This is a genomic window from Flavihumibacter fluminis (genome assembly GCF_021491375.1).
GTDB classification, from domain to species: domain Bacteria; phylum Bacteroidota; class Bacteroidia; order Chitinophagales; family Chitinophagaceae; genus Flavihumibacter; species Flavihumibacter fluminis.
This window is the reverse complement of sequence record NZ_JAKEVY010000001.1, coordinates 1,195,001-1,207,319: the sequence shown is the minus strand read 5'-3', so window position 1 is coordinate 1,207,319 and position 12,319 is coordinate 1,195,001. Positions and strand designations below refer to the sequence as shown.

General features: G+C 44.9%; 11 protein-coding genes and 1 tRNA gene (1 of these 12 only partly in view). 9 read left to right on the top strand and 3 right to left on the bottom strand.

The window, feature by feature from the left end; genetic code table 11:
- Window positions 1-3: 3 nt before the first annotated feature.
- Window positions 4-399: a hypothetical protein gene (locus tag L0U88_RS05410; RefSeq protein ID WP_234864583.1), complete on the bottom strand. Its 396-nt coding sequence runs from the start codon at window positions 397-399 to the stop codon at window positions 4-6.
- Window positions 400-470: 71 nt separating this feature from the next.
- Here L0U88_RS05410 and L0U88_RS05405 point away from each other — a divergent pair, with 71 nt between their 5' ends.
- Window positions 471-2,597 carry a PAS domain-containing hybrid sensor histidine kinase/response regulator gene (locus tag L0U88_RS05405; protein ID WP_234864582.1) on the top strand — a complete coding sequence of 709 codons (2,127 nt, stop codon included), beginning with the start codon at window positions 471-473 and terminating at the stop codon, window positions 2,595-2,597.
- 64 nt (window positions 2,598-2,661) lie between these two features.
- Complete coding sequence (locus tag L0U88_RS05400) at window positions 2,662-3,723, top strand: NADH:flavin oxidoreductase/NADH oxidase (protein WP_234864581.1); 1,062 nt, start codon at window positions 2,662-2,664, stop codon at window positions 3,721-3,723.
- Window positions 3,724-3,776: 53 nt separating this feature from the next.
- On the opposite strand, the gene L0U88_RS05395 is transcribed toward L0U88_RS05400, so the two are convergent.
- Window positions 3,777-3,848, bottom strand: a tRNA-Glu gene (locus tag L0U88_RS05395).
- Between the two features lie 134 nt (window positions 3,849-3,982).
- On the opposite strand from L0U88_RS05395, the gene gap reads away from it, so the two are divergent.
- The 5 genes from gap to L0U88_RS20985 all read left to right on the top strand — a co-directional run bounded on the left by gap (window position 3,983) and on the right by L0U88_RS20985 (window position 8,215).
- On the top strand, window positions 3,983-4,996 hold the full coding sequence (gap, locus tag L0U88_RS05390) for a type I glyceraldehyde-3-phosphate dehydrogenase (protein ID WP_234864580.1): 1,014 nt from the start codon (window positions 3,983-3,985) through the stop codon (window positions 4,994-4,996).
- A gap of 52 nt (window positions 4,997-5,048) precedes the next feature.
- Window positions 5,049-6,242, top strand: a complete 1,194-nt coding sequence (locus tag L0U88_RS05385; RefSeq protein WP_234864579.1) for a phosphoglycerate kinase — start codon at window positions 5,049-5,051, stop codon at window positions 6,240-6,242.
- 98 nt (window positions 6,243-6,340) lie between these two features.
- Window positions 6,341-6,931, top strand: a complete 591-nt coding sequence (locus L0U88_RS05380) for a LemA family protein (RefSeq protein WP_234864578.1) — start codon at window positions 6,341-6,343, stop codon at window positions 6,929-6,931.
- Window positions 6,932-6,940: 9 nt separating this feature from the next.
- Complete coding sequence (locus L0U88_RS05375; protein WP_234864577.1) at window positions 6,941-7,402, top strand: TPM domain-containing protein; 462 nt, start codon at window positions 6,941-6,943, stop codon at window positions 7,400-7,402.
- A 15-nt stretch (window positions 7,403-7,417) separates the two neighbouring features.
- Complete coding sequence (locus L0U88_RS20985; protein ID WP_289623301.1) at window positions 7,418-8,215, top strand: TPM domain-containing protein; 798 nt, start codon at window positions 7,418-7,420, stop codon at window positions 8,213-8,215.
- 670 nt (window positions 8,216-8,885) lie between these two features.
- Here L0U88_RS20985 and L0U88_RS05360 read toward each other — a convergent pair.
- Window positions 8,886-11,387: a M1 family aminopeptidase gene (locus tag L0U88_RS05360; RefSeq protein WP_234864576.1), complete on the bottom strand. Its 2,502-nt coding sequence runs from the start codon at window positions 11,385-11,387 to the stop codon at window positions 8,886-8,888.
- 112 nt (window positions 11,388-11,499) lie between these two features.
- Here L0U88_RS05360 and L0U88_RS05355 point away from each other — a divergent pair, with 112 nt between their 5' ends.
- Complete coding sequence (locus L0U88_RS05355; protein ID WP_234864575.1) at window positions 11,500-12,114, top strand: hypothetical protein; 615 nt, start codon at window positions 11,500-11,502, stop codon at window positions 12,112-12,114.
- Window positions 12,111-12,319 carry the 5' end (the start) of a tRNA pseudouridine(38-40) synthase TruA gene (gene truA / locus L0U88_RS05350; protein WP_234864574.1) on the top strand. Its footprint extends 556 nt past the window's final position, so 209 of the gene's 765 nt are visible here — the first part of the coding sequence; its start codon is at window positions 12,111-12,113; its stop codon lies off the right edge, out of view. Before L0U88_RS05355 ends, truA begins: the two co-directional genes overlap by 4 nt.

The window sequence follows — 12,319 nt, the reverse complement described above, 5'->3', positions numbered from 1 at the left end:
CCATTATTGTTTTAAAAATTCCTGAATTTTATTGGCTTCCTTTTTGATCAGTTCCAGTCCTTCCAGTATAAACGGATTTTCTGTCTCCAGTCGTATAAGCGAATCATTTATTGACGGATTTGTGCTGAAAAAATTTTCCATTTCCTGAAAACGTGTCTGGAATTCGGATAAACCACAATAGCCCCATAGTGGTTTTACGAGGTGTACTCTACGCTTTAGCTCTGTGATTTCTCCGTTTTCTGCCAGCCAGGCATAGCGTGCCGTTTCTTCTGACAATTGTTGGTGGGATGTAAGAAAGATGTCTGAAATAGCGGCCAGGTCATTATCATGCATGTCAAGCAGAAACATGCTGTCAAACTGGCTACTGAGTTGGAACACAGTGTCCGAAATGGCTTGCATAGGGTACAATTTTTTAATTACTCGGTACGTTTGATAGGCAGATAAAAACTCCGTCTACCAAACAGAAAACGATGAATCGTACCAACATATTATCTGGTGTAACGAGATATTGGGAAAAATTAGCGGAAGATCTCTACCACCGACAGGAGAATCTTCCTGCCTCTCCTTTGAAGACACTTACCGAAGTGGGAATTATCGTTGCCGGACTGAACATGATCCTTTGTACGATCATGAAAGAATATATGGCGGCCTTTGCCTGCCTGATGGTATGTTCCATGTTGTTCTTCTCTTACTTCCTTAGATTATACAATCGCCAGGAACTGGCAAAATGGGTAGTGATCATCAGTTTTAATGCCGGTGTGCTGGTAGTGAGTTATTTCGTAGGTATTAAATCGGGTGTATATCTTTATTATTTCCCGGTAATCTTTGCCATGATCTTCCTGATTGATACCAAAATCAGCAAGGATCTCATCATTGCAGAAATTGCTACACTTACCTTCTTCGGAATCGCTTTTATTATTTCACCTAATAATGGTAGCGGTAACCTGGTACAACAATCGCATTACATCTATAATCTCCGGATTAATCTTACGCTTTCATTATTGCTGACCGGATTGGTAGCCTTTTCCATCCTGAAAGCCCTGAATAAAAAGGAGGAAGATATTCTCGGTGAGAAAAACCTGGGCGATACGATTTTTAATACCTCCCTGGACGCCATCTTTATTATTGACCTGGATACCCAGTTGATTTCGGATTGCAACAAGCGCGCACTGGAATTATTTTCCATACGTTCAAAAGAAGGGATTACACTCACTGCGGTTGAATCCATTCTAGGAGAAGAGTCTGCCAAACGCTTGAATGCATTCAGTAAAGAATCGTTTACAGCACATTCTCCCTGGTTTGGAAATATGGAGTTTTCAGATGCGGAAGGCCGACCCATTTTTGCCTATGTAAACATTGTGGTGTTTGAGCATCAGAAATGCAAGTATGCCAAAATGAGTATCCTCGATATTACCGAAGTGAAAATTGCAGAGGTTGAAACACTGAAAGCAAAAGAGCGTGCGGAACGCGCTGCCAGGGTGAAATCGCGCTTCCTGAGTAATATGAGCCATGAACTCAGAACCCCGTTGAATGCAATTATCGGTACCACCAATCTGCTGCACCAGGAATATCACCTGAACAGTCAGCGCCAGATGCTGGATGTACTCAAACATTCGTCCGAACACATGCTTACCCTGGTTAATGATATCCTGGATTACAGTAAACTGGAAGCAGATAAAATGGAACTCAATAAAGAACCATTTAACCTCAGCGCCTTCCTTGAAAAAGTAGTTACTGTTTTTGAGAACCCGGTTCGTCAGAAAAACCTGAGTTTCCAGGCGGATATCTCCTCTGTGCTGGGTATTGATATTGTTGGTGATGAATTGAGACTGCAACAAGTGCTGAACAATTTGTTGTCCAATGCAATCAAGTTCACAGATAAAGGAACCGTTAGCATGAATGTGAAAATCCTGATGAGAAGAAGCAATAATGTTACGCTTCGCTTCTGTGTGCAGGATACGGGGATCGGTATTTCGAAAGAGAAACAGCACCGGATCTTTGATAAATTTTACCAGGCTGATCTGGAAACCACGCGGAAATATGGTGGTTCCGGTTTGGGCTTGGCCATCAGCCATTACATCGTTCAGAAAATGGGTGGTGATCTCACGGTAGAAAGTGAGCCTGGCAAAGGAAGTACATTCAGTTTCACAGTAACACTTCCGCTCGAAACAGAACGCCAGAGTTATATTGAAGAGGTAAAGGAGGTTCGGATGGAAGACCTCACCGGTGTCAGCATCCTGGTAGCGGAAGACAATCCGATCAACATGATGGTGGTGAAACGTTTCCTTTCAAAATGGAATGCTACTATTATTGAAACTGTAAACGGATTGGAAGCTGTTCGCGCATACGCGGAGAAAAAACCAGATCTGCTGTTGGTAGACCTTGAAATGCCGGAGCTGGATGGTGCAGGTGTGGTAGCTTATATCCGAAAGACTGATAAAGATATTCCGATTATTGCCTTTACTGCAGCTGTGTATGATCATATGCAGGCAGATCTTATTGATAAAGGCTTTAATGATTTTATACCTAAGCCGTTTAGGCCGGAGGACCTTAAACAAAAATTATTGCATTACGCAAAAAGTCTGCAACATGTGTAGTATTGTTTTTCAAGAGCCGGTTTCTACCGGCTTTTTTTATAATATTACCTGACAATTTCAGCTTATGGCAGGTTTATTTTCTCCTCTTACGATCCGGTCGGTAACCATTCCTAACCGGATAGCTGTTTCACCTATGTGTCAGTATTCTGCAACCGATGGATTTGCAAACAACTGGCATTTGGTCCATCTTGGTAGCAGGGCTGTAGGTGGAGCTGGATTAATCATCGTAGAAGCAACCGGCGTTACTCCGGAAGGGCGCATCACTCCGGGCTGCCTTGGGCTCTGGAAGGATGAGCAGATCGCTCCATTAAAAAATATGGTTGATTTCATTCACCAGCAGGGTGCGGTTGCCGGCATTCAGCTCGCACATGCTGGTCGTAAAGCTTCCTGTGATCTGCCCTGGTTAGGTGGCAAACAATTAGAACTATCACAAGGAGGATGGCAAACCATCGCACCTTCAGCCATTCCATTTTATCCATCCGACCGTCTGCCTCATGAATTGTCCCAGTCCGAAATACAGGAGCTCGCCGAACTCTTTGCTGCGGCTGCCAAAAGAGCACTTATAGCAGGCTTCAAAATAGTGGAGATCCATGCAGCCCATGGTTATCTCCTGCACGAATTTTTATCACCACTATCCAACAAACGTACAGATGAATATGGTGGCAGTTTTGAAAACCGGACTCGGTTCCTGCTGGAAGTAGTTGAAAAGGTAAGGTCGGTATGGCCGGAAGAACTGCCAGTCTTTGTACGAGTGTCGGCAACCGATTGGGTGGAGGGTGGCTGGACAGAAAACGATACCGTTCAACTGGCAGCTATTTTGAGAAACAGGGGAGTGGACCTGCTGGATTGCTCCACCGGGGGGAATAGCAGTGGTGTTAAGATTCCCCTCGAACCGGGCTACCAGGTTCGGTTTGCAACTGCTGCGAGAAAAACAGGAATACTGGCTGGAGCAGTCGGACTCATTACATCCGCCCAACAGGCAAACGAACTGATCCTGGAAGGGAAAGCTGATATAGTACTGATGGCCAGGGAGTTTTTGAGGGATCCCTATTTCCCTCTGAAGGCTGCCGCAGCATTAGGTGAAGAAATTGAATGGCCGAACCAATACCTCCGGGCTAAGAAATAGAAAACAGGAACTTTTATAAACGAAAAAAGAGCTGAAATTTCAGCTCTTTTTTGTACCGCGTACGGGAATCGAACCCGTCATTCATCCGTGAAAGGGATGCGTCTTAACCGATTGACCAACGCGGCATTTCCCTTTTGGGAGTGCAAAGATAGGGAGCGCGATATATCTACCAAAAAAAATTTGAAAATTTTTCTCGCCTATCCTGATATAGTAACTTAGCGCCTCATTCATTAAAAGTAAAACACAAACTAAACCAATTATGAGCACTGTAAAAGTTGCCATCAACGGATTCGGAAGAATTGGACGCCTGGTATACCGCCAGATCTATAACATGGAAGGTATTGACGTAGTTGCGATCAATGACCTTACTTCTCCGGCTGTTTTGGCTCACCTGCTGAAATACGACAGCGCACAAGGCCGCTTCGATGCAGACGTTAAAGCTACACAGGATGCCATCATCGTAAATGGCGATGAGGTTAAAATATATGCCCAGAAAGATCCTTCACAAATTCCCTGGGGTTCTCACGGAGTAGATGTAGTGATTGAAAGTACCGGTTTCTTTACTGATAAGGACAAAGCTGCTGCTCACCTGAAAGCAGGTGCAAAGCGCGTTGTTATTTCAGCTCCCGCTACCGGCGACCTGAAAACAATTGTATACAATGTGAACCATGCAATCCTGGATGGTTCTGAAGAAATCATCTCCTGTGCTTCCTGCACTACCAACTGCCTGGCTCCAATGGCAAAGGCGTTGAATGATGCGTTTGGAATTACCATAGGTAGCATGACTACCATCCATGCTTACACGAACGACCAGAACACCCTGGATGCTCCTCACGCAAAAGGCGACCTGCGCCGTGCAAGAGCTGCTGCAGCTAATATCGTTCCGAACAGCACCGGTGCTGCTAAAGCAATCGGACTGGTATTACCTGAACTGAAAGGTAAACTGGACGGTGGTGCCCAGCGCGTTCCAACCATTACTGGTTCTGTAACTGAACTTACCTGCGTTCTTTCCAAAAAAGTTACCCTGGAAGAAGTAAACGGCGTGATGAAAGCTGCCAGCAATGAGAGCTTCGGTTATACAGAAGATGAGATTGTTAGCACTGATATCATCGGTTCTACTTTCGGATCCATCTTTGATGCTACTCAAACAAAAGTAATTTCGGTTGGTGATCAGCAACTGGTTAAAACTGTTAGCTGGTACGATAATGAAATGAGCTATGTGAGCCAGCTGGTTCGCACTGTGAAATATTTCGCCGGACTTATTTCCAAATAATCATAAAAGCGGGTTCTGCCCGCTTTTCCTTTTTTATCGCAAGCAATTTTCTATGAGTCAATATAGTCAACATTCCTTTGCCGGGGAGAAAGCACTCATTCGGGTCGACTTTAATGTTCCCCTGAATGCAAGCTTTGAAATTACAGATGATACCCGAATCAGGGCAGCTATCCCAACCATCAAAAAAATTCTTAGTGATGGTGGTAGTGTTATACTGATGAGTCACCTCGGCAGACCCAAAGACGGTCCAACTGATAAATATTCTCTCCGCCATATTGTTGCCCATTTGTCAAACGCTCTAGGCGTTCAGGTAGATTTCTCGGCTGATTGCATCGGCGAAGAAGCAGTTCAGAAAGCGGCATCTCTCAAAGCCGGACAGGTTTTATTACTGGAGAATCTTCGCTTTTATAAGGAAGAAGAGAAAGGAGATAAAGGGTTTGCAGAAAAGCTGGCCCGCCTTGGTGATGTATATGTGAATGATGCATTTGGAACTGCTCACCGCGCGCATGCCTCTACCGCAATTATCGCTGAATTCTTTCCGAAAGACAAACGTTTCTTCGGCCTGGTAATGGAAGGAGAAGTAATGAGTGCGGAAAAAGTACTGCACAATTCAGAGAAGCCTTTTACTGCTATCATTGGCGGCGCCAAAGTTTCTGATAAGATTCTGATCATTGAGAACTTACTGGAACGCGCAACCGATATTATCATTGGTGGTGGTATGGCCTATACCTTTAAAAAGGCAATGGGTGGATCAATTGGAAATTCATTGTGTGAAGCCGATCGCCTGGAAATGGCAGCAGCCTTACTGGAAACAGCCAAAAAGAAAGGCGTGAATATTCACCTGCCTGCAGATTCTATCATAGCGGATAAGTTTGATGCAAATGCCAATACACAAACTGCACCTAGTGATCAGATTCCGGATGGCTGGATGGGACTGGATATTGGTCCGGATGCCCGCCAGCAGTTCGCCAGCGTGATATTGGCCTCCAAAACCATTCTCTGGAACGGTCCGATGGGCGTGTTTGAAATGGAAAAATTCCAGGCCGGTACGAAAGCCATCGCGGATGCAGTGGCAGAAGCTACTGAAAAAGGAGCTTTCTCCCTGGTTGGCGGTGGCGATTCGGTGGCTGCGGTTAACCAGTTCGGTTATACAGAAAAAGTAAGTTATGTTTCAACCGGAGGTGGTGCAATGCTTGAATACTTTGAAGGAAAAGTATTGCCAGGTATAGCTGCGATCAACAGTTAACACCCTTCGTTAGATTTTTTTTAGGGAGCATCCAACCCGGTGCTCCCTTTTTTTGTCTGGATTATTGTACATTTAATTATATATATAAACTCTCTGCCATGAATTCAAAAAACTTGATCCTGATTATTGTTCTCGGAGTGTTGGTGCTCTTCGGTTTCCGGGCCTGCAGTGGTTATAACAGCATGGTTGGCCTGGATGAAAATGTAAAAAACAAATGGGCGAATGTCCAGAGTGATTACCAGCGCAGAGCTGATCTGATTCCCAACCTCGTGAATACGGTAAAAGGAGCTGCTAATTTCGAACAGGAAACACTTACCCAGGTAATTGAAGCCCGTTCGAAAGCAACCTCTGTTCAGATTGATCCAACCAATATTACGCCCGAGAAACTGGCAGAATACCAGCAGGCACAGGCCGGCGTAACCAGTGCACTGGGTCGCTTACTGGCAGTAGTGGAAAACTATCCCGATCTGAAAGCCAACCAGAATTTCCGCGATTTACAGGCACAACTGGAAGGAACAGAAAACCGGATCAAAGTTTCCCGGAATGATTTTAATGCGGCTGTTCAGGAGTACAACAGTTCTGTTCGCCGTTTCCCCAATAATATCTTCGCTGGTATGTTTGGCTTCTCTGTTAAAGAAGGTTTCAAAGCGGAAGCCGGATCTGAAAAAGCTCCCTCAGTCAATTTTTAATTAAGGCTGATGGCATTTTTTTTCCTTAAGCGAAAAGCCCGTTTTTTCACCCATGAAGAAGCATCGCGGGTGCTTGAAGCCATCCGTTCTTCCGAACAGAAAACGAGTGGGGAAATCAGGGTTTTTATTGAGAGTCGCTGTAAGTATGTAAATCCAATTGACCGGGCAGCCGAGTTATTCTGGTTGCTTCAGATGGACCATACGCAGGAGCGCAATGCTGTTCTCATTTATATTGCCTCCAAAGATCACCAGGTAGCTATCTGGGGCGATGATGGTATTCACAAAATTGCCGGTCCTGATTTTTGGAAAAATGAGATCGGTTTGGTTATTAATCACTTTCGGCACAATGCTTATGCAGAAGGCCTGGTTCTCGCCATTCATGATATTGGCGATTTGTTGAGCCAGCATTTCCCATATAAGCCTACCACCGATAAAAATGAATTGCCTGATGACATCATTTTTGGTCATTAAGCAACCAAGTACAGTATGAATAGATTCTTAGCCTGGGTTGTCCTGCTTTTTTGTACGCTGACCGTTTCAGCGCAAAGCAGGGTGTTGCCCAAGCCTAATCCACCCAGGCTGGTAAACGATGCCGCACAATTATTGACTCCGGACCAGATAGCTTCTCTTGAGGCCAAGCTGGTTGCTTATGATGATACTACTTCTAACCAGATTGCTGTAGTATTGGTGAAAACCCTGAATGGGCTGGAGCCTAACGATTATGCAACGCAACTGGGTAGAGAATGGGGCGTCGGAGGCAAGGAGTTCAATAATGGGCTTGTAATCCTGATTTCTACCGGCAATGATGGCCAGGAAAAAAGAAAGGTTTACATCGCAACAGGGTATGGCCTTGAAGGAGCAATTCCCGATATCATCGCAAAGCGTATCGTGGACCGGGAAATGATTCCCAATTTGCAGGCAGGTAATTATTACCGTGCGCTGGATGAGGCCACGGATGCATTGATAAAAGCGGCTGCCGGTGAGTACAAGGCACCGGAAGGTTATCGTAATCGTGGTGAAGGTGAGGGTGGCATTCCGCTCGGGTTGATCATTTTCATAATTATAATGGTGATAATTTTTGCTTCCCGCGGTGGAGGTGGGCGTGGTGGTGGCGGTATGCTGAGTCGCCGTGGTTATCGTGGCTGGAATAGTGGTCCGCCTATTTTCTTCCCTGGAGGATTTGGTGGCGGCGGAGGCGGCGGCTTCGGTGGAGGTGGTGGCGGCGGCTTTGGAGGCTTCGGTGGCGGAGGATTTGGAGGCGGTGGAGCCGGCGGGGACTGGTAGTATGGAAGATGGAGGAAAGGAAGAGGGAGGAAAGGAAGAAAGGAAGAAAGGGGTTTGGATAACCTAACCCCATACGGATACATGAATTTAAGAGGCTGTCTCAATGGAGGCAGCCTTTTTCATTGCCTGAGCTATTCAGCGCTACCCCTTTTTCCTGATTCAATTGATTCAATTCAAACGATGCTTTAGTGATTGATTATCTATTTATTATGATTTCTTATACGTAGGATGTATGTAAGTTTATTTGGTTTGGCTAATGAAGGAAGTTGAGCATTCCACCATTCTATCCCTGGTAAATTGCTGGTATTTTCGAATGTAAGGCAAGCTGGTACTGTGTTTTGTTGAATTTGCAGATAAATAAACCACCTTGACTTAGTTGGCTTGGTGACTCAATGAATCGAATCATTTCGGGTAAAAAATCAGCTCAAGGGGTAAAATAATTGAATCATCTGAAGGGATTTTGCCAAAAATCGAATCAGACTTCATATAGGTAGCTAACCAATCTCCATTTGCGAATAGCAGCAATAATAAAATATAAAAGGGGCTGCCTCCTTAAAGACAGCCCCTTTGTATTGTATGTTCATCAGTTGGTGCTCCCTATCTCCGGTACCCACCAACCCCCTGACCAATACTCCCCACTTCTTACTTCACAATTCATACTTCTAACTTGTCAAAATCCTTTCTTTTCTCCGCTGCGCGCGGCTTTAATGAATTCAACCACTGCAGCCGCTTCAGTACTGGTATTCTTTTGCCAGGCCTGTTGAATGCTTTGCAGGATCATATTGTTGATATAAGGATCGATCTGTGTCCGGTATTGAGCCGGAATGCCTTCCCTGAACTTCACAATATGCGATACACCGGATTTTACCTGTGCAGCATCAGTAGAGCTTGCCAGCAATTTGGCAAATGGTCCGAGTAACTCCAGTTTTTCCTGTGATAAAGGCATCTTGCCGAACGCGTCATTGATCGGAGCTGTAGCTTCTGCGAGACTGTTCCTGGCAGCCACATTAGTGAGAGCCGGTACCAGACTTCCTTTGATTGGCTGAGTCAGCATTTTCCTGGCAGCTTCCACTGCTGCAGTATTGTCTCTTTCCATGATTGCGGAAAGCGATGCTCCTGCAACAGAATAGGAAGAGTCGCTCAGGCCGGCTTTGAAAATAGTCGTATAGGCGTCATTGTCATAAGAAGCCAGTATTTCAATAGCCCTTGCTCTGACAGTCGATTTGGGATCCTTAGCTGCCAGTTCCGCAATGGTTTTTTCGGCGGTGGTTTTGATGGTGCTATTTTTAAGATCCAGGGATTGTAAAGCAAGTGAACGCAATCCGTGATAAGGATCCTTCATAGCCTGCATCAGGATCGATTGAGCAACAGCATTGCCCTGCTGTTCTGCCGCAAATACAATGGCTTCTCTTCTGTCGAGATAATTAGCTGCATGTTTATACTGATAAGCAAACTGTTCTATCGTCTTGTTGTCTTTTTTCTCAGCCAGCAATACTTTATCTGCATCCACATTGATCAGGTCCGGCCGCTTTTTGTAACTGAACTGAAAACTGTCAATGCTGTTTTTTGCCATTACCTGGTACCTGGTTTTCTTACCGCCTTCATAAACATCGATTGCCATTGGTAATTGAAATACCTTGTCTCCATCCTGGTTTTGTTTCACATATACAGTAGCAGTACCTGCTGCGTCATTGTAGTTATAGGTTATTTCAAGTTTCGGATGACCACTGCCGAAATACCACTGATTAAAGAACCAGTTCAGATCCTTTCCGCTGATCTCCTCAAATGCCAGCCTGAGCTGGTGTGCTTCTGCTGCTTTAAACCTGTTTTCCGTCAGGTATTTGTTGAGTGATTTAAAGAATGCGCTGTCGCCCAGGTAATTTCTCAGCATGTGCAAAATTCTTCCACCTTTCTGATAACTAACGGCATCGAACATGTCTTCTTTATCGTGGTAATGAAAGCGTACCAGTTTTTTGCTGGCATTTTCCGGATTGGCCAGGTAGCCTTCCATCGCAGCATAAGATGCGGCTGCACCAGCATCCTTACCATACTTGTATTCATTCCAAAGTGTTTCGCTGTAATCAGCAAAGGACTCATTGAGCGTCAGGTTGCTCCAGCTTTCGGTTGTAACATAATCGCCGAACCAGTGGTGAAACAATTCATGTGCGATTACATCTTCCCAGCGGTTGCCATCAACCAACTCCCTCGCATCCTGCTGAGCGCTTTCCTGGTGCAGTGTGGCAGTGGTGTTTTCCATCGCCCCGCTTACATAATCGCGACCAACAATCTGTGCGTATTTAACCCAGGGGTATTCGATCCCGGTTACCTTTCCAAAAAAAGCCATCATCTCCGGTGTATGACCGAAGATTTTTTTTGCTACAGGTGCATATTCCTTTTCAACGTAATAACTGATTTCTTTTCCTTTATAGTTGTCTTTGACTACGGCATAGTCGCCTACACCCATAAAGAACAGATAGGGTGCATGTGGAAGATCCATCTTCCAGTGATCGGTTCTGGTACCATCCGGGTTGTTTTTCTGGGAAACCAGTTTTCCATTACTTAGGGTAACGTATTTAGCCGGCACAGTCATCATAATTTCCTGTGTGGTTTTCTGCCCAGGGTTGTCGATGGTGGGGCACCATACGGATGTAGCTTCTGTTTCTCCTTGTGTCCAGATCTGTGTCGGTTTGTTTTTTTCTTCTCCTTTGGGATTGATGAAATACAAGCCTTTTGCATCCGTGATCGCAGCACTGCCCTGAACCTTCAGTTCATTTGGCTTGGCTGTATATTCTACATATACCGTGTATTTTTCTTTGTTGGAATAGGTTTTATTGAGTTGGATGAATAGCTTTTGACCATCATACTTATATTTCAGCGGATTGTTCTTTCCTGCTGCTGAAAGTGCAACCGTTTTGATGTCCATCCCCTTTGCATCGAGTGTGAGAGAATCGGTAGGATAAAAATGTGGTTGTAGGGTGATCCAAACTTTCCCATTCAGCCAGGCATTGTTATAATCAAAACGTGCATCCAGTTTGGTATGCACCAGGTTGTTGATTTTGGCCGGAGTTTCTCGATAGATACGGAGCGCTTCATCTTCTTTTTTCGCATTTTCCTGTGCATGCAAACCAGTAAGTGCCAGGAGACACAGAGGCAGCAATAGTGCTTTTTTCATATGTATATTTTACCGGGTAAATTTATTCGTTCGGTTTCAAAGCTCCTCATAAAAAAAGCTGAAAATGAAGAACGGTCAGCCGAACTGGAATTATACCTAATTTTCAGGCTGAATGCGGACCTGTCTTTTTCTTCTTTTTTGTTTGTGTTGTGCGGAGGGTATATATGCTCAGCATACCGGTTTTGTATACATTGAATCGGAAAACGGGCAGCCGTTTTATATCCGAACCCGCGATAGTCTCTACCACTCCGCACCGGAAGGCTTTATGTTATTGGCCTCCCTGCACAAGCTGAAAGGAGATCTTATACTGGGCTTCCCTGGCCAAACGACAGCTGCATTTGTATTTGCCATGCCTGCAACGGATATGGATAAAGGCTGGGTACTGAAGGATATGAAACAGGAGGGATGGCGGCTGTATGACAGCAAGCTGGATGAACTGGTGCCTACCCGCAGGCTGGGATCAAAAACAGATCCTTACCAGGGAATGCTCAAACGTACCGATGCATTTGCAGTTCGGTTATCGCAGGTAGTAAATGATTCAGCTGTATTATATTATCTCCCAAAACCCACAACCGTGTTGGAAGCAGCGCCTGTTCCTGCTATCCGGTTGGTAAGTAAAAAGGAAACAGCCACCGCATGGATACTTGTATATGAAGTGCGGGAGGCCAATGGTTTGGATAGAATCGAACTGGAAATACCCAGACAACAAAAGGAAGAATTGAAATGAAACGATATTTTCTGGAGCTGAGTTATATGGGCATTGCTTATGCAGGATTTCAACGGCAGGAGAATGCCAATTCCGTACAGTCCGAAATTGAGAAAGCCTTGCAAACCATCCTCAGGAATAAGGTTGAGCTGACGGGCTCATCCCGAACCGATGCAGGTGTTCATGCTTTACAGAACTATTTTCATTTTGATATAAACAGGGAGCT